Annotated in this window: 27 protein-coding genes and 1 pseudogene; 5 read left to right on the top strand and 23 right to left on the bottom strand. The window is 33.9% G+C overall.

Annotation, left to right across the window (positions count from 1 at the left end; genetic code table 11):
* From ACSVC9_RS04640 to ACSVC9_RS04600, 9 genes and pseudogenes are all read right to left on the bottom strand, one after another.
* Nucleotides 1-2,637, bottom strand: coding sequence for an FtsX-like permease family protein (locus ACSVC9_RS04640; RefSeq protein ID WP_446899188.1), 2,637 nt, complete (start codon nt 2,635-2,637; stop codon nt 1-3).
* A pseudogene (locus tag ACSVC9_RS04635) lies at nt 2,634-3,316 on the bottom strand (ABC transporter ATP-binding protein). Before ACSVC9_RS04635 ends, ACSVC9_RS04640 begins: the two are co-directional and overlap by 4 nt.
* A gap of 29 nt (nt 3,317-3,345) precedes the next feature.
* Entirely contained in the window at nt 3,346-4,083 is a 738-nt protein-coding gene (locus ACSVC9_RS04630; RefSeq protein ID WP_446899187.1) for an ABC transporter permease, read from the bottom strand.
* Complete coding sequence (locus ACSVC9_RS04625; RefSeq protein ID WP_446899186.1) at nt 4,083-4,988, bottom strand: ABC transporter ATP-binding protein; 906 nt, start codon at nt 4,986-4,988, stop codon at nt 4,083-4,085. Before ACSVC9_RS04625 ends, ACSVC9_RS04630 begins: the two co-directional genes overlap by 1 nt.
* A 117-nt stretch (nt 4,989-5,105) precedes the next feature.
* On the bottom strand, nt 5,106-5,780 hold the full coding sequence (locus tag ACSVC9_RS04620; protein ID WP_446899185.1) for a response regulator transcription factor: 675 nt from the start codon (nt 5,778-5,780) through the stop codon (nt 5,106-5,108).
* A gap of 41 nt (nt 5,781-5,821) precedes the next feature.
* The gene (locus ACSVC9_RS04615; protein WP_446899801.1) at nt 5,822-6,007 is read right to left on the bottom strand and encodes a hypothetical protein; all 186 of its coding nucleotides are present in this window, start codon (nt 6,005-6,007) and stop codon (nt 5,822-5,824) included.
* 338 nt (nt 6,008-6,345) lie between these two features.
* Nucleotides 6,346-6,819: an IS200/IS605 family transposase gene (gene tnpA, locus ACSVC9_RS04610; RefSeq protein WP_446899184.1), complete on the bottom strand. Its 474-nt coding sequence runs from the start codon at nt 6,817-6,819 to the stop codon at nt 6,346-6,348.
* 365 nt (nt 6,820-7,184) lie between these two features.
* Nucleotides 7,185-7,328 (bottom strand): hypothetical protein, encoded by a 144-nt coding sequence (locus ACSVC9_RS04605; protein WP_446899183.1) that lies wholly within the window; start codon nt 7,326-7,328, stop codon nt 7,185-7,187.
* Nucleotides 7,329-7,346: 18 nt separating this feature from the next.
* On the bottom strand, nt 7,347-7,670 hold the full coding sequence (locus ACSVC9_RS04600; RefSeq protein ID WP_446899182.1) for a winged helix-turn-helix transcriptional regulator: 324 nt from the start codon (nt 7,668-7,670) through the stop codon (nt 7,347-7,349).
* A 144-nt stretch (nt 7,671-7,814) separates the two neighbouring features.
* Here ACSVC9_RS04600 and ACSVC9_RS04595 point away from each other — a divergent pair, with 144 nt between their 5' ends.
* Nucleotides 7,815-8,384 (top strand): flavin reductase family protein, encoded by a 570-nt coding sequence (locus ACSVC9_RS04595; RefSeq protein ID WP_446899181.1) that lies wholly within the window; start codon nt 7,815-7,817, stop codon nt 8,382-8,384.
* A gap of 194 nt (nt 8,385-8,578) precedes the next feature.
* Here the strand turns inward: ACSVC9_RS04595 and ACSVC9_RS04590 are convergent, their stop codons facing one another.
* A complete protein-coding gene (locus ACSVC9_RS04590; RefSeq protein WP_446899180.1) occupies nt 8,579-9,034 on the bottom strand; it encodes an AraC family transcriptional regulator in 456 nt (151 codons plus the stop codon).
* A gap of 406 nt (nt 9,035-9,440) precedes the next feature.
* On the opposite strand from ACSVC9_RS04590, the gene hcp reads away from it, so the two are divergent.
* Nucleotides 9,441-11,093, top strand: coding sequence for a hydroxylamine reductase (gene hcp / locus ACSVC9_RS04585; protein WP_446899179.1), 1,653 nt, complete (start codon nt 9,441-9,443; stop codon nt 11,091-11,093).
* A 102-nt stretch (nt 11,094-11,195) separates the two neighbouring features.
* Here hcp and ACSVC9_RS04580 read toward each other — a convergent pair whose 3' ends face one another.
* The 11 genes from ACSVC9_RS04580 to ACSVC9_RS04530 all read right to left on the bottom strand — a co-directional run bounded on the left by ACSVC9_RS04580 (nt 11,196) and on the right by ACSVC9_RS04530 (nt 20,160).
* The gene (locus tag ACSVC9_RS04580) at nt 11,196-11,381 is read right to left on the bottom strand and encodes a hypothetical protein (RefSeq protein ID WP_446899178.1); all 186 of its coding nucleotides are present in this window, start codon (nt 11,379-11,381) and stop codon (nt 11,196-11,198) included.
* Between the two features lie 86 nt (nt 11,382-11,467).
* The gene (locus ACSVC9_RS04575; RefSeq protein ID WP_446899177.1) at nt 11,468-12,124 is read right to left on the bottom strand and encodes a M15 family metallopeptidase; all 657 of its coding nucleotides are present in this window, start codon (nt 12,122-12,124) and stop codon (nt 11,468-11,470) included.
* A 45-nt stretch (nt 12,125-12,169) separates the two neighbouring features.
* Nucleotides 12,170-12,868 (bottom strand): ABC transporter permease, encoded by a 699-nt coding sequence (locus ACSVC9_RS04570; protein ID WP_446899176.1) that lies wholly within the window; start codon nt 12,866-12,868, stop codon nt 12,170-12,172.
* On the bottom strand, nt 12,852-13,781 hold the full coding sequence (locus ACSVC9_RS04565; protein ID WP_446899175.1) for an ABC transporter ATP-binding protein: 930 nt from the start codon (nt 13,779-13,781) through the stop codon (nt 12,852-12,854). Before ACSVC9_RS04565 ends, ACSVC9_RS04570 begins: the two co-directional genes overlap by 17 nt.
* Nucleotides 13,782-13,863: 82 nt before the next feature.
* On the bottom strand, nt 13,864-14,778 hold the full coding sequence (locus ACSVC9_RS04560) for a sensor histidine kinase (protein ID WP_446899174.1): 915 nt from the start codon (nt 14,776-14,778) through the stop codon (nt 13,864-13,866).
* A 1-nt stretch (nt 14,779) separates the two neighbouring features.
* Entirely contained in the window at nt 14,780-15,484 is a 705-nt protein-coding gene (locus tag ACSVC9_RS04555) for a response regulator transcription factor (RefSeq protein WP_446899173.1), read from the bottom strand.
* 435 nt (nt 15,485-15,919) lie between these two features.
* Nucleotides 15,920-17,044 carry an MFS transporter gene (locus tag ACSVC9_RS04550; RefSeq protein ID WP_446899800.1) on the bottom strand — a complete coding sequence of 375 codons (1,125 nt, stop codon included), beginning with the start codon at nt 17,042-17,044 and terminating at the stop codon, nt 15,920-15,922.
* A gap of 186 nt (nt 17,045-17,230) precedes the next feature.
* Nucleotides 17,231-17,674 carry a MarR family winged helix-turn-helix transcriptional regulator gene (locus ACSVC9_RS04545; RefSeq protein WP_446899172.1) on the bottom strand — a complete coding sequence of 148 codons (444 nt, stop codon included), beginning with the start codon at nt 17,672-17,674 and terminating at the stop codon, nt 17,231-17,233.
* Nucleotides 17,675-17,746: 72 nt separating this feature from the next.
* Nucleotides 17,747-18,478 carry an ABC transporter permease gene (locus ACSVC9_RS04540; RefSeq protein WP_446899171.1) on the bottom strand — a complete coding sequence of 244 codons (732 nt, stop codon included), beginning with the start codon at nt 18,476-18,478 and terminating at the stop codon, nt 17,747-17,749.
* Between the two features lie 12 nt (nt 18,479-18,490).
* Complete coding sequence (locus ACSVC9_RS04535) at nt 18,491-19,252, bottom strand: ABC transporter permease (protein ID WP_446899170.1); 762 nt, start codon at nt 19,250-19,252, stop codon at nt 18,491-18,493.
* On the bottom strand, nt 19,249-20,160 hold the full coding sequence (locus ACSVC9_RS04530) for an ABC transporter ATP-binding protein (protein WP_446899169.1): 912 nt from the start codon (nt 20,158-20,160) through the stop codon (nt 19,249-19,251). Before ACSVC9_RS04530 ends, ACSVC9_RS04535 begins: the two co-directional genes overlap by 4 nt.
* A gap of 166 nt (nt 20,161-20,326) precedes the next feature.
* On the opposite strand from ACSVC9_RS04530, the gene ACSVC9_RS04525 reads away from it, so the two are divergent.
* Both ACSVC9_RS04525 and ACSVC9_RS04520 read left to right on the top strand, forming a co-directional pair.
* Nucleotides 20,327-21,040, top strand: coding sequence for a response regulator transcription factor (locus ACSVC9_RS04525; protein ID WP_446899168.1), 714 nt, complete (start codon nt 20,327-20,329; stop codon nt 21,038-21,040).
* A 14-nt stretch (nt 21,041-21,054) separates the two neighbouring features.
* The gene (locus ACSVC9_RS04520; RefSeq protein ID WP_446899167.1) at nt 21,055-22,467 is read left to right on the top strand and encodes a sensor histidine kinase; all 1,413 of its coding nucleotides are present in this window, start codon (nt 21,055-21,057) and stop codon (nt 22,465-22,467) included.
* Here ACSVC9_RS04520 and ACSVC9_RS04515 read toward each other — a convergent pair.
* Both ACSVC9_RS04515 and ACSVC9_RS04510 read right to left on the bottom strand, forming a co-directional pair.
* Entirely contained in the window at nt 22,462-23,019 is a 558-nt protein-coding gene (locus tag ACSVC9_RS04515; protein ID WP_446899166.1) for an RNA 2'-phosphotransferase, read from the bottom strand. The genes ACSVC9_RS04520 and ACSVC9_RS04515 overlap by 6 nt on opposite strands.
* A 69-nt stretch (nt 23,020-23,088) precedes the next feature.
* Nucleotides 23,089-23,448 (bottom strand): hypothetical protein, encoded by a 360-nt coding sequence (locus ACSVC9_RS04510; RefSeq protein ID WP_446899165.1) that lies wholly within the window; start codon nt 23,446-23,448, stop codon nt 23,089-23,091.
* A gap of 81 nt (nt 23,449-23,529) precedes the next feature.
* On the opposite strand from ACSVC9_RS04510, the gene ACSVC9_RS04505 reads away from it, so the two are divergent.
* A complete protein-coding gene (locus tag ACSVC9_RS04505; RefSeq protein ID WP_446899799.1) occupies nt 23,530-23,682 on the top strand; it encodes a putative holin-like toxin in 153 nt (50 codons plus the stop codon).
* Nucleotides 23,683-23,854: the final 172 nt, after the last annotated feature.

Below are 23,854 nucleotides of genomic sequence, written 5' to 3'. Positions count from 1 at the left end.
TTACCCTAATTCGTCTTTCATTGCTTCTATAATATTACTTTGTTTAACAGATTTAGCAGAAAACCAATACGACAAAAATATAGCTATAAATATTAGTATAATATAAATTGAAATTGCTTTACCTTGAAAAACAGCTATAAACTCATTCCATGTTATTGCTGTTAATTTTAACATAGACCAACAAATAGCAAGCAGGACTGGAATGCCAATAATAATTGGCTTTAATGCAAAGAACAGACCTTCCAATATCAGCATTTTATTTAATCCTCTGGGTGTTAATCCTATTGATCGAAGCATGGCAAATTCTTTCCTGCGCAGTCTGATATTATTTGATATGGTAGAAAATACATTAAAAATACCAATTATTCCAATCATTAATGCAACAGCAAAAACAGCAAATGCAATGGCTCTTTGAACAAGTTCTTTATGAGTCTTTTCTTCCAACAAGCTCCATATTCTAAAATCTTGTGATCCTAGGTAAGAATTACAGATTTGTGTTAATTTTTTCTTTACGTTTGGACTTGCTTTATCTCCAACTAACAAATCAATTGACATTATATTAGACTCAAGTTTACGATCTGATGAAAAATCACCAACTATCTTTTTATAATTTTTCATAGGAACAATAAATGCTAAGCTGTATCTATTATCATCCAGGTCACCGGGAGATTTTTCTGTAACATCACCTATATTAACATAAAATTTATTGTTTGTTTTCATATCATCATCTACTTTTTCATATAAAAGCATTTTACTTCCTTGTTTTGTATTTAACAAGGGTATTTTTTGTACAACTTTTGAATTGGCGGGTTTATTATATGAGCTATTTAACAATATGCCTGTTGAGTTACTTTTTTTATAATATTGGTCAGCATCAGTTCCAATATCTCTACAATATTTTTTAAATGATTTATCGCTTAATCCTACTAAATTTACTATAATTCTATACTTCCCATTTTCTTTTAATATATTGTATTTATTGAAGTCTATTCCAGCAAATCCACCAGACTTAGCAAAAATAGCTGACTCTTGATTTGATGTGACATAGGTTGAAGTACGTACCTGTCTTCTAATTACGCTATCTTTAATCTCGGGCAATGATATAATCTCATTAATCATTTTATCACTTGGTTCATCAACAATGTCTAGATTAAGTGTAATATCATGACTGACTTCTTTATCATTCTTGGAGTCGGCTAAATTATATATTGAAATAATATTAATATAACCTGCTATTAAGATAAAACATATTGAAATAGATAGGACAGCTGTACGTAAACTTTTTTTATTAGCTGAAAATTGAGAACTTGCCAGTTCACCTTCTATACCAAATATTTTCTTGATTATTGAATGCCGTTTTAGCTTTTTGATTTTTATAATTTGGGTATTCTGACGTATTCCAGAAATAGCTGATACTTTTGACACTTTTCTTGCAGGAATATATGCTGATAGTAAAACGGTAATTAATGACATTATTATGGAAAAAGCAATTACTATCCATGAGAAGGAAACATGTATATTATTATAATTTTCTGTAATACTGAGGATTCCATTAACTTTAGAGAAGACAATATAACTAAATATATATCCTATAATTAAACCAATTGGTAATTGAACAATCCATAGCAAAAATCCCTCATAAAGGACAGAATACTTGATTTGTCTTGGAGTTGCTCCTAGACTTTTTAGAATACTCAATTCTTTAATCCGACTGTTAGCAGATAGTGAAAATACATTATAAATAATAAGAACAAATGCACCCATAACTAGTAAAAATAGGATTGCTACTATAGCTAAAATTATAATAAGCTGAGTACTTGTATTGCTTTTATCGCTAATTCCATATAAAGTTAATAACTGGGTATTATACATAACTCCATACTGTCCATATTCGTCTTTGGTTAATCCAACAGATTTTGCAATATTAGGTAATGTCTTATATATTTTACTAGGATTCTTAAAACGCATATAAACTGTAAGTTCATCATTAGGTCGAATGTCTGAAACATTTAAATAGCCCATGGCAATATATCCTGGATAAGCTGAAATTCCAGAAATGTCTAATTCACCAACTATTGTATAAGTCTTAGTTTCTTTTATCTTAAAAGTTTCACCTGTCTGTTTATAATCTTGAGTTTTAATTACTTTATTATTTAACATACGATTTCCTATGGGAAGTGTTAATTTATCACCAATTTTATATGAGGGATTATCTGTAAAGAATAATTTTGATACAACAATTTCGCCGGATTTTTTAGGAATGTGACCTTTTGTAAGAGTATTTTTCAAATTCATGTCACTCCAGAAATTTTTATCTGCATCTCTCATCAATAGATATGGACGTTTGGAATTAGAAAGTTCAGCAGTGTCCCAATTTCCTTTAATCATAGTAGTTTCAACATCTGGATTTTTTATAATATATTTTAATTTATCGCCAGATATAGAGTCCCATAATTCTCCATGCCAATAACCTGTTTTTTCAACTGTTGATGTTACCTTTGCATCCCATATAGAATACATAAATATACATAATGAACACAATAATGCAGAAGCAATTATTATAGCAACTAATATGGAAATAGTATGTCTTTTATTTTTCTTTATTTGGTGATATGTGTATTCATTCATAATATTCATTTCTTGTTCACCTCATCTGACACTATTCTTCCGTCAACAATTTCAATTATCCTATCAGCTGATAAGGCAATTTCTTCGTCGTGTGTAATCATCACAATTGTTTGATTGTATTCTTTGTTTGAAAGTTTCAACAAGTCAAGAGTTGTTTTGGTGTTTTTTCTATCAAGATTACCAGTAGGTTCATCAGCCAAAATAATGGCCGGTTTATAAATTAATGCTCGTCCTATAGCAACTCTTCGCTGCTGCCCACCAGAAAGTTGGTTTGGCAAATGATTAAGTCTTTGTGTTAAACCAAGCATATCTACAATTTTATCAAAGCCTTCTTGTTTAGGATTTACACCATCTAACAGCATAGGTAATAGTATGTTCTTTTCCACATTAAGTGTAGGAATTAAATTATAAGACTGATAAATTAATCCTATATTTCTTCGTCGAAATAAAGCCGATTCAGTTTCATTCATTGATGAAATATCTGTCCCTTCTATATATATTTTCCCTTTTGTAGGATGATCCACACCTCCTAATATATGAAGCAGTGTAGATTTACCTGATCCACTTGGTCCAATTATTGAAACGAATTGACCTTTACTTATTTTTAAATTTAGATTATCTAATGCAGTAACCTTTGTTCACCAATTCCATAGATTTTTGAAAGATTTTCTGTTTTTAATATGTTCAAAATATTCTCTCCTTTCTCTTTCTTGTCAGTTAATCCAAGTCTCTTTTTGAGAACAACAAACTGGACCCCAGAATTGTAATTATTCCAATTAAGAAAAATACAATTGAATACTTCATAACCTCCTCTGGTTTTGAAGTGAAATCAATTATAGTCTTACGCATATTTGTAAGAGTGTATCTTGTAAAAACATCATTTCTGGTTAATAAAGCAAGCAGATTTGCTATAAAATTGCTGCCTATCACTAGTAAAACAGAAATTATAATTGTAATACCTTCGTTTTGCAGTAAATAAGATAAAAAAGTGCCAACCCCTGCAGTACCCCAAAACATGCAAATCACCCCAATGTTCATCCGAATAAATGCAGCTGTATCAACCTCTCCTAATTCAGATAATATTGTACATGATAATAAATTTAAAATTCCAAACACCAACAGAACTATTGTAATAACAGAGGACATGGCTATATACTGTCCAAGAACCAATTTCCATCTAGCTATTCCATGACATGCCATTTGCCGTATACTGCCATTTGAATATTCGGCAGTAATCAGGCAGGCTATAAAAATAGGGATGATATAGAAAATAAAATCCGCACTATAGGAGCCTTGATAATTGGAAAATCCCGTTCCCGACATCTTCCCTTTTACCTTAAGAGAAACAGAAGCTGCAAAGGAAATACAATTCATTGCCAGCAATATAATTGATATGGCATAAAAGACCCTGCTTTTAAATATTTTATAGAATTCACTGGAAACAACATTCATCATTATTGATTGCCTCCCATCATCTTCAGGAAATATGCCTCTGTATCATTTCCTTCCACGCAGATTTTTGATACTAAAACACCATTCTCAACCAATTCCCTATTGATTTGTTCAGGTATATTCATGCAGTCATAAATACAGATTTTCCCTTCATCAAATACTTTAAAATCTTCACTTTTAATGTTATTTTTTAAAATGTAGGCTGCTCTTTCAGAATCATTTACCGAAATGGCAAGACATTTTTTGCAGCACTCTTCCAATTCCACTGCTTGAAATTCATCCACAAGTACTCCTTTATCCATAATTCCATATTTTGTTGCTATCCTGGCAAGCTCTCCCAAAATGTGAGATGAAATCAATATGGTAATTTCATTTTCACTATTTAATTTCAGCAGTAATTCTCTAATCTCTCTGATGCCAGAAGGATCCAATCCATTAATAGGCTCGTCCAAGATAAGGAAATCAGGATTGCCCAATAGGGAAATTGCAATGGATAAACGCTGCTTCATACCAAGAGAAAAGGCTTTAGTTTTCTTTCTCCCTGTATTTTTTAAACCAACCAGGCTCAGAACTTCACCCACATTTCCATAATCCGTAATACCAAGCAGTTTATCATAATAAATCAGGTTTTCCCCTGCTGTCATGTCAGGATAAAGTGCCGGCTGTTCAATAACACATCCCATTCTTTTTCTGCTTTTTTCTAAATTGCCGCTTTCAAACAGCTGGATGTCACCCTCATCCTGATAAATCAATCCACAGGCAATTTTCATAATCGTTGTCTTGCCTGCACCATTTTTCCCTATTAAACCGTAGACATCACCCTTATTAATATTCAAGTCAACCTTATTTACAGCTATTTGCTTTCCATACTTTTTAGTCAAACCATTAGTCTGCAATACCAACTCCATATATTTTACCCTCTACTTTCTGCAATTAAAGCATTATTGAAACCTATATTTAGATAATAAATAAAAAATATTAAAATAGAGTTTAGAATTTATCAAGAAAGTATCAAGTTTTATAACTTAACTGTCCTGCATTTTATATCCTATACCCCAAACTGTTTTTATGTATTCTTCTCCATGACTCAATTTATTACGCAGATTACTAACATGTACCGTAACTACTCTTTCATCAACATATTCCTCAGACCAAATACTTTCAAATATATTCTGTTTGGTAAATACTTTCTTTGGATTACTAATTAACAATTCCAATATACTATATTCTTTCATTGTAAGTTCAATAGGCTGACCCTTGACAGTTACTATATGATTTTCACTGTCCAAAATCAGATCTTTGAATTGAAATATATTGGATCTATCTATGTTTGTACCCTTGTTCACTCTTCTCAATACTGCGCCTATTCTCACAATTAATTCCTCATTATTGAAGGGCTTTGTTATATAATCATCTGCCCCATCTCTAATAAGTCCAAGTTTAGTGTCTAAATCATCTTTTGCAGATACACATATAATAGGGATTTGGAATTGTTGGTTAATCTTCACTAAAATTTCCTCACCACTTAATCCTGGTAACATCAAGTCCAGTAAAATCAAATCAAAAGACTCTTTTTCCAATAACAAAAGCGCCTCTGTGCCAGAAAATGCAGCTGCCGATTCATATTTGTTTTTTCCTAATAAAGTTTGTACCATTTTATTAATTTCAGGATCATCTTCTACAATTAATATCTTATTCATTCTTCTCTACCCTTCTATTATATAGAAATCCAGCATAACCATTACAGCAAAACAAATATGTAGTCATATTCAGCATTTGACAGCAGAGTATCAATAACATTGACAGTTATTTGATCAACTTTTTGTATCTTGGAATTAACAAGAACAATACCGTTACTTTTTAGTTCCTTAAATCTTTTTCCACGTACTAAAACAGTTAGATCATTTCCTGCAAAAACACTTCCAATAACACCAGTACCATATATAATATTTTCAAGCCCTCTCGCCCTTTTTTTGTATTATAAAAGTGTATATACAAGCTATACTACTTCTTAGCTGATTATGAATACGTATAATAATTATATCATTACATTTTAGTTTTTATTGTTATTAAATATGTTTTATGTACTTTCAGTGAATTTGTATATTTTTACATGTTATCATCTTTCAAATATAAAAAAATCAGCACCACCCGTAAAACAGGTGGTTTGCTCTAGCCCTATAAGGGCATGTTACTGGCAGTGCTACTCGCACACTGAACGGTCTGCCAACCGCATGCCTTCACAGGCTGCACCTAAAAGGTGCTTTATTTCTTGCTTTTTTTTATTTTGTCACCCGTAAATGGGTCAATATATTCTTTTAAACTCATTTGTTCGTATGCTAAATCTTCTTGTATTTGATTTTTTATATATTCTTCTATAATTTTTTTATTCCTTCCTACAGTATCAACGTAGTACCCTTTACACCAAAATTGCCTATTGCCATATCTATATTTTAAATTTGCATGTCTATCAAAAATCATTAATGAACTTTTACCTTTAAGATATCCCATAAACTGTGATACACTTAATTTAGGCGGTATACTTACAAGCATATGTATGTGATCCTTACATGCATTTGCTTCAATAATTTCTACATCCTTATGTTCACACAATTTTCTTAGTATTACTCCTATATCTGACTTTATCTTTCCATATATTATCTGTCTTCTATACTTTGGTGCAAAAACTATGTGATATTTACAATTCCATTTGCTGTGTGCTAAACTATTATTGTCCATTTCGGACACACCTCCAATATATTTTAGTTGTGGTTGGCAAACCCACTTCTATTTTATATTGGAGTTTTTCTTTTTTCTACTCATAGCTATAAGCTTTTTAGAACCACAGGTAAAACCTGTGGTATTCTGAATACAATAAAGTATTTATTGATTTTACATCAATAAATACTCCTCGCTCAGCACAATATAGATATTACTTATTTTATAGTTATTTGCTGCAGGATACTTTTATTTTTTATACTATATATTTTAAAAAGCAGACAATACCAAGTCTATGAAACTACTCTATAATAATTCCTACTCCTGTATATATGTATGGATTATCCCTCTCTAATGTAATCTTACCATTAGATTTGATAATAAAATTATCCCAAGCCACACAAAATAATTGCACATTTATCATTACCTGATTTAACTTTATCAGGAACATTTATATTTACAAAAGATATTTTCATTGATTTACTGCCATTCTTTTGAACGTATTCCCATAAAGCAATATACTTACTCATAACATTTCTCTCCTTATGTCAGAACTTTCCTGCCATATAAGTATGTCCCCAATTACAGATGGAATTAATAACTGGGGCAAGAGTTTTACCACGCTCGGTAAGAGAATATTCTGTCTTAGGAGGGACAACAGGATAAACCTTTCTGCTTATGAGACCATCTGATTCCAGTTGGCGTAGCTGCTGACTCATCATCTTAGGGGTTGCTTTTGGAATATATTTTTGTAATTGGTTAAAACGGAGCACTTCGTCTGTTAGCAAGTAGTATAAGATAATTGCCTTATATTTTCCGCCAATCTGACTGAGAGTAGCCTCTACAGGGCAGCTATACTTTAGTTCAGTCATAAAATAAAACCTCCTAAATATCATTTTAGATAGTATGTTACAAAAAAGTACATTCTTGCTATATGTAAATTATATGGTAAAATAATAGCATAACAAAATGTAAAAAGCAAATTTAAACAATGAAAATATAAGGAGTATAAAAATATGCAGAAAAATATTGGTTCGGTCATGGGATTATATCCTACACCAGTAACAGTTGTTGGGGTAATTGTTGATAAAAGAGTCAACTTTCTTACAATTGCACATGTTGGCATTGTTGAGCATAGTACATTTTTAATTAGTATAGACAAAGCACATGAAATTTCAGACCGTGGCATCAGGGAAAATAAAACTGTTTCTGTAAGCCTTGTGAATCAGTCAATACTGAAATCAGCTGATTACTGTGGAATTGCCAAGGGTGAAACTACGGATAAATCGGGTGTATTTAAATATCATTTTGGAGAGCTTAAGACTGCCCCAATCATTGATGAAGCTCCGGTGTCCATGGAATGTAGTGTCATTGATTCTTTTGAAGTTGGAAATTTTACAAATTATATTCTGAAGCCAGTTAATACCTACGTACAGGAGGAATATCTGAATGAGAAAGGCAAAATCAATTATGAAAAAGCAAGTCCTACCCTATTTGAATTTCAGAACGCACAATACTTAAGTACTGGAACGGTCATTGGAAAGTGTTGGAACATGGGAAAAGATTTTGTAGATAACAAACAATAATAAATACAGTTTTGAGAAAGAAGAACGTACTCAGTAGCTAAAAAATATTCTTAACCTCTTCACTGAATTTCACCTCTTCTTTCTTCAGTTTATTGTTTCCTTAAATTATCAACAAACAGCTTACATATAACTAAATTACAGTTTACTACAAATTTTATCAATGTGAATGTATTTGGATTTGTTTTAATATTCTTTTATAATACTGGAACACAAATTTCACAGTAATGTTTTTTTATCATCTGCATTTCATAGCGTTCAATAATAGGTCTTCTATCATCAAATTCATAATTTCTTTTTGATAACTCCGGAAATATTTCTATCCATGCTTTTTGCATGGCATCTACCGTATAGCTTATTCTAAATACACAATATTTTCCAACAATAGTTTTTCCAAAATTAATATGCTTATTGTCAATCTTAAATTCAGCTGAAACAACCAAACATGCATCATAACGACAATCTTTAGTTTCTGTAAATTGAGGATTATCTTGGGCTATTCCCAATATGATTGAACTTTCATTTAATAAATTTTTTCCTCTAGCCCAACTTTTTAATTGTTCCATTATCTGCATATTCTCCGAACCATAAGATCCTGTTCTTCGTATATAAGCAACTTTATATGACGGTATCATTTCAATATTAGTATCCATAACTTACCTTCTTTTTAAATAAAGTACATCGATGCCTGAATTCATCATATAATGCTTTAAAATATATTTCAACCTATTCTTTAAATTTTTCACTTTCCATAAAGTATTATATTTACTCATGACATCTCGCTCCTTATAAATTTAAAATTTATTCTCCTAGTTCTTTTTTATCTGTTATATAAGGTGATTACTGTTTTTTAGATACAAACCTACAAACAAATTCATTATAGAAAAATTATCCTTTTTATATTCTGTAATATCAATTTTGTTTAAATTGCTACGCCACTCATATTTATTGTTATGAATAATTATATATATAAGTAGTTAAAATAAAAAGTGAAAAAGTAAGCAGCTAACCACTTTATTAGGTAAAACAGGAATATTATTGTAAAGGAGAGAAGTATAGATGGAAAGTTCTATGTTTTGTTACCAATGTGAGCAGACAGCAGGAGGTAAAGGATGTACAAAAAGTGGAGTTTGTGGTAAAACACCAGAAATTGCAAATTTACAGGATTTATTGATATATCAGCTGAAGGGAATCTCCTGTTATGCAAAACCACTTATTGAGAAAGGAAAAGTTATTGACAAGGAGATAGTAAAATTTGTAGAAAATGCTCTGTTTACAACATTGACAAATGTTAATTTTGATGCTGAAGTCCATGTAAGATTATTGAAAAAGTCACAGAAAGTAAAGGAGTCTTTAAGAGCTCAGGCACCGGAAGGGCAGTATCCGGATGCGGCCGTATATAACCTGAGTGATACCAAGGAAATAATGTTAAAGGATTCAGTAAAAGCAGGTATTATGTATGATCAGAATCTTGATGCGGATATTCGTTCATTGAGGTCCACTATATTGTACGGGTTGAAAGGCATAAGCGCCTATGGACATCAGGCCAGATTCCTTGGATACAATAATGAACAGGTGGACAACATTTATTTTTTAGGATTGGAAGCTATCACAAATGACAATTTAACTCTTGAAGATATGATACGTATGACCATGAGAATCGGTGATATGGCTGTACAGGTAATGCAGACTCTGGATGAAGCTAACACTGCTACTTATAAAAATCCTTCACCTCATAAAGTAAATGTCAATATCAAAAATGGTCCATTTATTATAGTGTCCGGACATGATTTAAAGGATCTGGAAATTCTCCTAAAACAGACGGAGGGCAAGGGAATTAATATTTACACCCATGGAGAAATGCTGCCTGCAAATGGGTATCCGGAACTGAAAAAATATAAACATCTGGTTGGAAATTTTGGATCTGCGTGGCAAAATCAGCAAAAAGAATTTGATGGAATTCCAGGATGTATTTTAATGACTACCAATTGTATGATGAGGCCAAGAGAAACTTACAAGGACAGGATATTTTCAACAGGCGTTGTAGGTTGGGATGGAGTAAAGCATATACCGGTTTTGGAAGACGGAACTAAGGATTTTAGTGAGATAATAGATAAGGCATTGGAGCTTGGAGGATTTAAAGAAAATGAAGATGAAAAAGAGATATTGGTGGGCTTTGGGCATCATGCAACATTGTCCCATGCTGAAGATATAGTAAATGCAGTTAAGGAAGGAAAGATAAGACATTTTTTTCTGATAGGAGGCTGTGATGGGGCAAGACCTGGAAGAAGTTATTATACCGATTTTGCCAAAATGGTACCCAAGGACTGCATAATTCTCACCCTGGCTTGTGGCAAATACAGATTCAATAAATTGGATTTTGGAACAGCAGCCGGACTGCCAAGACTGCTGGATGTAGGGCAGTGCAATGATGCCTATTCAGCGGTGAGGATAGCCACCGGACTTGCAGATGCTTTTGAAACAGATGTAAATGGTTTGCCTCTTACTATTGTACTCTCCTGGTACGAGCAAAAGGCCGTGGCTGATTTATTGGCACTTTTGTCTTTAGGAATAAAAGATATATATTTGGGACCCAGCTTACCGGCGTTCATATCTCCAAATGTACTGCAGTATCTGGTGGATACTTTTGATATTAAACCGATAAGTACTCCAGAGGATGATCTAAAAGCCTCACTAAAGCAGGCAAACTAGAATTTGAGTAAGTAGAATATTTTTAGTCAAAAAATAAGGAAAGACCTCCAGCAATTATCTAGCTAAAAGGCCTTGGTGCTTTTTATAATGGTTTAAATATAATTACCTATTATGTTCATCTGGAAATCCTAGTAAATCACTTGCAAAGAATTGACAAATCCAGTTACGTAGTCCTTTTTCCCCATCAGCAAGTGATATTAGTTTGTCATATTCAATGATATGTTTTACTTCAAAACCAGCTTGATTAAATAATAACTTATATTCTTCCTTTGACAGTATCAAAATCATTTTTAAAAGGCAGATTCGTTGCGTCCTCCACTTGAAAGATTAAGGCAGGTTCAGAAATCATTGATATTAATAAATCTGGCATTATGTTATATTTTCTTGTCATCAACTGGTAAATATAAAGCATTGCAGTTATTTAAAAATGCCCAATAACAATCTCCATAAGACCAGTGCCACCATTCAGTTGGATAATTTTTAAATCCAGTTTTCTCCATGCATCTAATTAATATCTCTCGGTTTTCTTTAGCAACATCATTTATATAGTTTGAATATAAATATGTAAGGTTTTTAGGTGCAATAGGTATATCATTAAATTCTGTCCCCATATCTATTTCAATTCCATCTTTAAGCAATGTAATGTCTATTGCTCCACCTGTTGGATGTCCTGCAACTTTAACAGGTGCTACATATTGACATGTCAAATCATATACTTCACTATCATTTTTCATCGGGTATTGTTTTTTGTATTCTTCAAATGCTTCTTCGAAGGATTTTCTCTGCCTTGATAATGGTCTATATGCTTCTTTTATTAGAAATTTATATCCATGTGGAAGATCGTTAGTAGCTTGTATCAATTTAGTAATAACTGATTCTCTTGCATAACAAAATAAATCTGACTTACTTTCTATTTGGCCTCTTGTATCATCAATTAAAATTTTTTCATGCTTATTTCTTAAAGACATTATTTTTTCATTGTTATCAATACACTTTATTTGTTGTATTCTTTTATCACTTAAAAGTATCATCTTTTCTCCTTTAATATATTTTTATTATATCAAATTATTCAATTTTCAATTAACATCTTCTTTTAACTTCATCATTATGGTATAAGCGGCCGCCCCAAAAGAAACCATAGCAACAACAATAAATTTAACAACCGTACCCTGCAGTGTTGCATATTTACCTCCCAGTACAGGCTGCATCAAGGCACTCACCACAACTGCCGTCAGGACTGTTGAAGGAACTGATTTTTTCCTCATTCCGACAGCAAAAGGCAAAAGTGCCAGGAATCCTCCTGCAGAAATAAACCCCCAAAATATGAGATATGCATCTGAAATATAACTGAAACTAAAATTCCCTGCAACAACATCTATAATAGAATCCAAAATCACTGCATAGGATATACACAGCATATCACTTATTAATATACACACTACGGCAAACACAACAACTATAATCAATTTTGCAATAATAAGTTTTTTTCTGTCTACAGGATAGGAAAACATCACCAGAATTGTCCTGTCTTTATACTCTCCTATAATAATCTTTGCCGTCAGTGCAGAAGAAAATATCAAAAATACATAGGTGGATAAAATGTTTGCCATAAGTACCGCACTTTGCCAGGTATCCAGGTCATTAGGTGTCCTTGTCTTGTTATCAACAAATGACATGGTCAAGAAGGCCATTATACAGAAAATAGCTGCAAATACTCCCTTGATATACTTTTTCAACTTATATTTTTTTATTTCCAATTTAATTAGCTGCAGCATAACTGTCCTCCTCCATCAGTTTTAAAAAATACTCCTCCAGAGTACCTTCTTTTCTATAAATGCTCTCCAATTCCACACCATTTTCCACAAGTATTTTTGAAATTGTACTCTGCCTTTTACTCAAATCATATACACGCATTTTATTTTCAGACACTATTTTATAGTTTTTAATTCCAAGTCTTTCTTCAATCAGGTATCCTGTCCTGCTCAGATTGTCTACTTCCAATTCTATATATTCCTTATTGTATTCGTGAATCACTTCAAGAGGCACTTCCTTTAAAATCTTTCCTTTTTTTATAATTCCCACTGTATCTGCAATCAGTTCCATTTCAGCAAGAATGTGCCCTGAAACAAGAACTGTCATTCCATATTCTCTGTTCAAATCCTTTATAAGCGAACGAATCTCCTTGATTCCTTCTGGATCCAGGCCATTGATCGGTTCATCCAGTATGAGGAATTCGGGTTTTGTAAGTATGGCCCTTGCAACGGCCAGTCTCTGCTTCATTCCCAGGGAATAATTGCAAACCGCCCTGCCATCAGCATCATACAGGTCAACTAAATTCAAAACTTCATCTATTCTCTCCCCATTGTGATATCCCATGTATTCACAGTGAAGTTCAAGATTTTCCCTTCCTGTCAATTTGTCATAAAAATAGGGATTTTCTATAATGGAACCTATTCTTTTTAAAATTTCAAAATTATCCTCCTTCACTTCTTCCCCAAAAATGATTATATTACCCTTATCCGGCTTTACAAGGTTGAGAATCATTTTGAGCACAGTGCTCTTGCCTGCACCATTGGGACCCAGAAATCCATAGATCTCACCCTTTCTTACATTCATATTGGCGCCGTTCACCACCGTCCTGCCCCCATATGTCTTGGTGAGTCCATCTATTTTTAGTGTATAATCCAAGTAAACTCCCCCTTTCTGCATACTACTATACCAAACTGAGCTGTCTTTTTTCTGTCATAAACCTTACTTTTTTCTTAAGCCGTCATTTCTTTGGCAGTATTATGTCAAACAACGTCCTTTTATTTGGAATACTGTCCAGTTCGATTCTTCCATTCATATGTTCAACAAGCTCCCTGGATATGGCAAGACCCAATCCGCTTCCCTGATAATCCCTGCTCCTTGAATCTTCCAGCGTATACATCCTCTCAAAAACATTTCCCCTGTCACTTTTGGGAATTCCCCTGCCGTGATCCTCAATTTCAATACAAACTGTATCTTCACAGCTGCCTACTTTTATACCTATGTACTTGCCGGCACTTCCATATCTTACGGCATTGTCAATTATATTTTTCAAGACACGATTCAGTGCTCCCCCATCAGCCCTTGCATAAACAGGCTTTTCTGGTATATCTATGTTCACCTGAAATTTTCTTTCAGAAAGTATGTCATAGAATTCAAACATATTCTCTCTGCATATTTCACATACATTTACATTTGCAATATTGAGTGCCTTGTCTCCGGATTCCAGTTTGGCAAGATCAAAAAATTTATTTATCAGCTGTAGAATTTCGTCAATTCGTGAATCAACTTTTATAACCATCCTGTCATCCTTCAGTCTGAGCCTGAGCATCTCGGCATACCCTTTCAAAGTAGTCAGGGGAGTCTTTAAATCGTGGGAAATATTGGACATCATTCTCATCATGGAAATTCTGGAGTTTACATATGCTCTTTTACTGTGATTGCTGTAGTCCAGCAGCCCATTGATACTGGAGGCAATGGACCTTATAGCTTCATCTTCTGTAGAAATCAAAATAGATTCACCTGTTTCGTCTTTGACAATAGAATCTATTTTATGGGATATATACTCAATTTGTCTTGACTGAAGCCTGTATTTCCTGTGTTCCAATATATAAGCTGCTGCAAAAACGAAAATCAAAGAACCTAAAAATATTGTCATTTTAATATTCCTCCATTTTATATCCAATTCCCCACAGGGTCTTGATATATTGGAAATCACTCTTACTCTGGGATAATTTACTGCGCAGTCTCCGCATATGTACATTTATGACATTTTCGTCTCCATAATAAGGCTCTTTCCAAACCTGATTATAAATCTGTTCCTTGGAAAAAACTCTCCCCAAATTGGAAGCAAGGAGTTTTAAAATTTCAAATTCCTTATTGGTTAAATCCAGCTGCTTTTCCTTTTTAATAACAGAATGTTTATCTATATTTATCTCCAGATCCTTCACATAAATAACCTCATTCTTGTCCTCCTGTTGTTTTTTTACATATTTTGTGGCACGCCTTATATTTGCCTTGATTCTCGCTGAAAGCTCGACCAGGGAAAATGGTTTTGTCAGATAATCATCTGCTCCAAGACCCAGACCAACTGCTTTATCCGTATCACTGTCCCTGGCTGTTATTATAATAATGGGTGTCACATCTTTTTCTCTTATTTTTTTCATAACTCTCATACCGCTGATTTTTGGAATCATCAAATCCAGAAGAACCAAGTCATAAGGATGTTTTCTAAATTCACCAACTGCAGATTCTCCATCATAGACCTGTGTAACCTCATACAGAGCACCGGTTAAATATTCAGTAACCATTTCACTTATATCTCTATCATCTTCTATCAATAATATCCTAGACAATGTTTTCATTCCTTTCCTTCACTTTAAAGCTCAAATAAAAATTCCACGGTACAATTAATTCTACCATGGAATTTTAAATATTGTAAAACCTGCAAAGGACACGGACAAAGTTTTTACCTCAACTTATAAATTTTTTCATCCGAACGATACTCCCACGCACTCTGTGAAAGCGACTGTCACCAAATCAAAAATTTGGGACATCTGCTTTTCTCAAAATGAGAGATACGCACTGCTATGCGCCTGGATAAAGTGATTCTTAGGTTCGCAATGATTTTGCTTATGAGAAAAATCTTTTTCAAGAACCTTAAAAGAGTCAATGCAGGGGCGTAGCAGTTCTTAACCTGCCATGTTATAAAACTGGAAGGTTTTAGAACTGGCAGCCATCGGATAAGTTCTTCCCCTAAAGGATAACGTATTCTAAGTGCTAAAGACACTAAGAATCACTTAATCTCTGTAAACTACAAAATGGGCAATAACAGCTAGAGCTTGAAAAACAAGTCCAATTGTGCAGACACCCTGCCAGCCAAAATTCTGCCAGAAGAGAGTACCAAGAAAAGAGCCTGCTGCACCTCCCATAAAATAAGAAAACATAAATACAGTATTATTACGGCTGCGAACCTTGTCCCCCAGAAGTTGTACTCTTGCCTGATTTGATACCTGACCGCACTGATTTCCAAGATCAAGAATAACTGCACCTAATATAAGACCAATAATATGGTATCCAAAGAGGATAAAACATACATAAGCAGCAGTAGAAAATATTACTCCTATCCCTACAGTAAACCTGGGACTTTTCCTGTCAGCTGCCTTGCCAATAAGTGGTGCCGCCAATGCACCGGCAACTCCAAAGAGGCCAAATAGTCCGGCTTCTCTGGTACCCATATTATAAACTGGTGTCTCAAGCAAAAATATAAGTGAAGTCCAGAATATACTGAAGGAACCAAACATAAAAAAGCCATTCACTGCAGATTCCCTCAGTGAAACCTGATTTTTTATCAAATCTGGAATGGACCTTAAAAGCTCCTTGTAAGGAATTACATTTGCCGGCTTATCTTTAGGAAAAAGCCCTAAAATGAAGGCAAATAGCAGGGCAATAAAAAACGCACCGAAAATATACACAACTCTCCAATTAAAAATTGAACCTATTACTCCACTAAAGGTACGCGAGAGCAAAATTCCAATAAGAAGACCGCTCATAACATTCCCTATAACCCTGCCTTCCTGCCCTTCCGGTGAAAGGTGGGCGGCATAGGGAACAATAATCTGCGGAACAATAGTGGTAAGACCTATTGCAAACATGAATAAAAGCATGACAAAATAATGTTGTGAAAATGCAGTTATAATCAGGGACAAACCTACCAAAACCAACATTCGCAGTATAAGTGAACGTCTTTCGCACATATCTCCCAGGGGCACTATAAATAAAAGTCCAAGAGCATATCCAATCTGAGTGACTGTAGCTGCTATTCCTGCAGAACTCTGTGATACTAAAAAGGTATCCGCAATCTGTGATTCAAGTGGTTGAATATAGTACAAATTCGCAACACAGACTCCGCAGGCAACTGCCATAAGCAGAACCAGTGATTTACTTAAAACAAACTTCTTTTCCTCTCTAAAATCTTTCAATTGTAAAACTCTCCCCTATCAGTATTTAATATCTGAACTTTGAACTACATATAAGATGTATCGGACTTTGGATAAAAAATTATTCTATAGCGTATATGTACTATACACTATGGGTATGGAGAACTTCCTTCAAAGAAGTTTCTCCAGCTGCTCTAAAAAACTATAGATAGCTTCCATTTCCTTATCGGATTTATCCTGTACGCAGGACAAAATAACTCTGCTGATGTTTTCATGATATTTTTTGTGTTCACAGTAAGCCGTCCATCCCTTTTTAGTCAATAAAACAATGGCCTGGGATTTATTTTCCGGATTCAATGCCTTTACAATTAATTTTTTACCCTCCAATCTTATCAGCGTTTGAGAAACCGCACCTTTTGTAATATTGTTTCTCCTTGCTATTTCGGACACGGAAAGTTTTTCATTGTCGCCTATGAACTCAACAAGATGGATTTCTGAAAGGTGAAGCACCGTATCCGTACCAAAATTTCTAGACTTTTTATCAGTTTCATTAAAATGGTTTATGACATCCAATAATTTTCTAGGTAATTTATCCGCATAAAATTTTTTATCCATATTAACAATTGTATACATCATATACACAGCTGTCAAGATCAAATGATCCTTAGCTTCGGATAAGCACTCAAACTATATATCCCTGCTTTTAAATTCATGTGCACCAATGAGCGTAAATACTATAAACAAAACAACAGATACCGCATACATATAGGGTGGGAAATTGAAGCTTGCATTTGTTGCACCTACCAATACCCTGCCTGGATAATCCCAAGGGAAAAACATCCAGTACCTGGTGTTGTCAATTAAAACTGCAGGCAGAGAAAATACCAGCCCAACACCTAATGGCACAGCAATATTATTGCATTTCATACTCAGATAATATTGAACTGCTATAACAGGCAGTGAAGCTATAATGCAAAGTAACGGAGCATATATTAACTCTTGGGGCATACTCTGATTCTTCGGCGCTATAATCAGGCCGGCTAAAATTGTAAGGATCATAAACAGCACAAGATTTAAAAATACTATGCCGCAGGTAACAAGAAGTTTTGCCCTATAAAGCTGTTCTCTTTCTACGGGCAATGTCAGCATCCACTTAAAATTCTCTTCACTATTTTCTATTCTCACCATGACAGCCGTCACTATGGTAATAAACAGTGCCACAATAAACAATCCATAGAAAATTGAACTCTGGGTATACACCTGATTCCATACATTTTGTCCTTTCAAGGTAAAAAGATCTCTATATCTCAGGAAATTTGTAAAACCCAGTATAACAAAAAACAAGGGAACAAACATAACTATATTCAATATTTTGGAGTGTTTCAATTTCAGTAATTCAACTTTATATATACTTTTCATACTATTCACCACCTATTTTATATCCCTTTTATTGAATTCCAAAATTCCTATCACAAGCCATAGTATCCCTGAAGCTATCCCAAAAAATGCTGCTCTCTGGGCGTCGCTTTTATCTCCCGTAGGCATCGCCAGCAATACATTGGCATAGGGAACCACATAGGAAAGAAATTTACTCTGTGCAAGCATATAGGACCCTATGCTTCCTGCAAAACCTATAGCTGCAGCTGCCAGCGAGTTCTCCATGTAACAGCTTATAAACTGCTGGAAACCCACCACTCCCAAAATTGCACACAATTCGAATCCTATATAATTGAAAATCAATCTGTAACTGCCATCAATATGGAACAAGTTTTTTATAATTATTAGAAATATGCCATTTAAAATCACCAGGGTAAATGCAGCTGCAAGTACTACAATCCACTTTGACAAATAAACTTTACTTCTTTCAACCGGCCTTGATATTATCTGTTTCCAGGTTTTTTCACTGTATTCCATGTAATTTACAATTACTGCCACTACAACAACGGATAAATTCAGCAAAATAAACCACAAGGTAGCGGCATGACTCTCATAAATAAGTGTTCCTATTCTGTCATAAATTCCAAAATCATACAGAGATTTTATATGCTCCTTTGCCATTAAAAAACTATATCTCACGTGTAAATCCGCAGTTAAAAGTATAAAGGAGAGAACCGGGATGAAAAATACACCCTTCAAGAGTATTGACCTTTTGTATTTCATAACCTCGGATTTCAAAATCGAAGTAAATGTCATAGGTTTTCTCCCCCTTCAGTAAGATCAAGAAATATTTCTTCAAGGGATTTTTGCATTTCCACAAATTTAAATACTTTATTGTCCTTTAATACCAGCTGTCTTAAAATCTTCTCCGGCTCCTCTCCACGTGGATTTAATAAAACGTCTCTGCCCTCTATCCTATACTCATATCCGCAGCTGTTCAACATATTCTGAAGCTTTCTGGAATCTCTGGCCCCTATACAGATCTGACCCTTGCTTTTTGAATGAAGCTCTTCAAGAGTCCCCTGAAACAGCATATTCCCTCTATTTATAATTCCAATATCATCTGCCACAAGTTCAATTTCGCTCAGGTTATGACTGGATATAATTACCGTCATATTGTAGAGCTTGGGAAGATTTTTAATAAGCCCCCTTATCTCATGGATTCCAGAGGGATCAAGTCCATTGGTGGGTTCATCCAATATAAGAAGTTCCGGTTTTGATATGAGGGCCTGGGCAATTCCAAGTCTCTGTTTCATGCCGAGTGAAAATTTACTAGCTTGTCTATTTTTCCACTCCGTTAGTTTCACAACTTCCAAAACTTCATCAATATATTTATAGTCAAGTTCCAGAAGTTCTGCAGATACCTGCAGATTTTCATAAGCCGTCAGATTTCCGTAATAAGATGGTGCTTCTACTAGGGATCCAACTCTCTTCAGAATATCCATCCTGTTTTTCTGAAGATCTTTGCCAAACACAGAAACTTGTCCACCTGTAGGCTTTATAAGTCCTAGAAGCATCCTTATAGTTGTGGATTTTCCTGCCCCGTTGGGACCAAGGAATCCATATACTCTCCCCTTTCTCACGGATAGATTTACTCCCTTTACTGCCTTGAAGTTTTTAAAACTCTTTGCTAAATTTATAGTTTCTACTATATTTTCCTCCATACAATTTTCCTCCTTGAACCAGTATATGAGAATATACTAGATCTTTAATCTTAAATCCTATTTACCGCAACCTTATGGGAACCTTAAATTTAATTATATAAATAAGAACCGCCCAAATATGATGCTATAATTAAAATATACATATTTTTAACCATTGGAGGTAAAAATGCAGGATCAAATTTTAGATAGAAAGATACTTTTAATAGATGATGAAATTGAACTTTTAAAGCTTATGGAAACAGTTCTCAGAAAAGAAGGGTTCAGGAGAATATTCAAAGGTAATAACGGCTCAGAGGGCATAAAAATCTGCAGAAATGAAAAACCTGATATAGTAGTCCTAGACATAATGATGCCAGATATGGACGGATTTGAAGTGTGCAGAAATATAAGGAATTTTTCTTTTGTGCCGATTATCTTCTTGTCTGCAAAATCTGAAGATGTAGATAAAATACTTGCCCTGGGCTTGGGTGCTGACGATTATGTAACCAAACCTTTCAGTCCAAAGGAGGTGGCCTTCAGAATCAAGGCACATTTGCGGAGAAATATATATATTAAAAATGAAATGTCAATAAAAAAGAAGAAGCTAAGCTTTGGAGACATAACAATTGACCTTGCAAAAGGCGAAGTGTCAAAATCGGATAAAAATATAACACTTACTCCCAAGGAATATCATCTGTTATGTTACATGGCCCAAAATGCCAATCAAATTCTGACCAAACAGATGATATGCAATGAGGTCTGGAAAGACAGCTATGAGGGATATGACAATACAATTATGGTTCATATAAGAAAATTGAGGCAAAAATTAGAAGACGATCCTTCCAGTCCAAAATACATAATTACAGCCAAGGGACTGGGTTATAAGCTGAAAATCTATTGAAGAGGTAGCTGCATATGAAAATCAGAAATAAAATCAAAACCAATTGGAATATTACTACAAGATTTCTTGTAACACTGATATTCATAGTCATAATTGAATTATTTATAAATCTACTTTTCTGGAATCAGGTAATTCTGTATACCAAGGGGAACTTTACCGCCCCCACCCCGGAAAAATTCACATTGAATTTCTCCAAATATGTGGCCTTTAAAAATGGAATACCCTTTGTAAAAGAAGAAGGTATAAGACAAATTCAAGAAAACAGTGTCTGGATTCAAATAATAGATGAAAATTTCAGGGAAGTGTATTCTTTTAAAAAACCCTCTACAGTTCCCGTTAAATATATTCCCATAAAATTTGCCCATATCTACAAATACGACATAGCCAATTCTTCAATATTTATAGGTGAAAAGAAACATGGTGACAGGAACTTTTCCTATATAATAGGTTTCCCTCTAAACAAAGTGGCAAAACACACCCTTGTCTTCAATCCCTCTTCACTAAGAAGTTTTTTCTGGAATGGAGTTCTGCTGCTGATAATCATGGATATACTGGTAGCAATAATCCTGTCCTATTTTGTATTTGGAAAAAGGATGGCAAAACCACTCCAAAACATAATCAACGGCATAGATGAACTTTCAAGAGGTAATTATGAAACAAATTACAAAGAAAAAGGTGTCTATAAAGGCGTTTTTTCAAACTTAAACAATCTTGGCAAAACTCTCAAGGAAAACAGAAAAAAAAGAGAAGAACTGGATAATACAAGGTCTACCTGGATCTCCTCCATATCCCACGACCTTAAAACCCCCCTGTCCTCCATAAAGGGCTATGCTGAAATAATGAAAGATCCTGAGTACACTTTTTCTAAAGAAGAAATTCACCAGTACTCGGAGATAATATACAACAAATCCTCCTATATACAGTCACTAATTCAGGATTTAAACTTAACCTACAAATTAAAAAACAAAGCTGTACCTTTAAAAAAGGAAGAGACGAACATGACTCTGCTTTTACAAAATACAATCATAGAAATTTTAAACAATCCCCTTTACTCCAATAAAAATGTAAATTTTTACCCTGAAGATGAAAATACAAAAGCTTTCGTAGATAAAAAACTTTTAAGAAGGGCACTGAGCAATTTAATTTTAAATGCCATAATTCACAACACAGACACCGTGCAGATTGACATTTCAATTTACAAGAAGGATAAAATCCATATTACAATAAAAGATAATGGCAGAGGTATACCTGAAAAGGATCTGGACTATGTTTTTGAAAGATACTACAGAGGTACAAATACCAGTTCTTCCATCGAAGGTTCAGGCCTTGGCATGGCAATATCCAAGCAGATAATAGATGCACAGGGTGGAAGTATAAATATAGAAAGTACTCTGGGTGAAGGTACAATTATAAGTATAACACTATAGTTGATATTTCGGCTTGATGTATTTAACCGGGACATTACCAGTAAGCCAAATGCCATTCTTAGATAGATAGAATTTAAATCCATCTTCCGACATTCGTCCTGCTGCTACAATTAAAACAAAGGGATCCCCATGCCTCTTTCCAACCTTCACAGCCGTAGAATAGTCTTTTGACAAATGCACATACTGTCTGGATTTTCTAATTAATCCTAGAGACAGTATGCCTGGAAGATATTTTCTTCCTGTACCGTGATATAATACATCAGGCGGCACAATTTCCTTCAGCCCGAGATCTACTTTTATCGAATGTCCTTGATTTGCTCTTATTTTCACCATTTCATTATCAAAGGAATATCTTTGCTTTTCATCACTTGCTACTATTTTTTCCAGTAATGCCATATCAATTTTATATCCATGGTTATTCAATCCATCTAGCAATTCTTTCACAGACATATATCCATTTCTGTCTATTTGCTTGCCTATTGCCTGTGGTTTATGTCTCAGTACAAGTGAAATAAATTTACTTAATCTGGTCTCATACCGTTTATTGTTCACATTACACACCTTCTACACTTTTTCAAAACATATTCGCCAAAAATATGTAAGTTAATATTATAAACAGCATTAAAAATTTATGCTGTTTTTTATTCGTCGAATTATTCGCTGCCTAATATCATCATTATCAACAACAGGTATTCTCTTAGTATTATAATACTCTATTACATCAACAATTTTAATTCCTAATTCAGGAAGAGGTTTAACTATTCCCTCTATTGCATATCCCGTAGAATCATTGGTGTTTCCTGCACAAACGCCAACGACTATTGCTTTCTTAGTTGAAATATTATTACTTCTTAAGAAAAATTTATCTACTTTAATACTTTTCTGTTTTAAACCATCAATTACATAATCTACTATTAAGTCTGTATTTTTTTCTCTTCGTGGACTGCCAACTATTGCGAGCCATTTTTTCTTCATAAACATTCCTTTCTAAATTCTCACATTATTATTAATTCTATAGAATTAAAATACCAGACATGCTATAATTTACTAGTACAATTGAATATGTTGCGTGTGGGCTACTGGTATCACTCATCCCTCTTGAAGGGAGGTGATACAATGAGCAATGACATCTTAATGTTACTTTTTGAAGCAGGATTATTCCTCATTTCACTGTTAACATTTATAGTATTACTTATTAAACAAATAAAAAAATAGTAGCCCCCTCTGCAATGGATGGTTACTATTTTTTATTACAAATTAATAGTGACGCCAGTTGCCTAAGCAACTAGATTGTATACTACAGGATGTTCTCAGCATCCTGTTTTTATTTTCTCTCTTTGTATTTATATTATAACACATTTTACAATTTAAAATCATATTTTCATAA

The sequence above is a fragment of the Clostridium sp. LBM24168 genome, from assembly GCF_052953915.1.
This window is presented reverse-complemented; position numbering and strand designations above follow the sequence as displayed.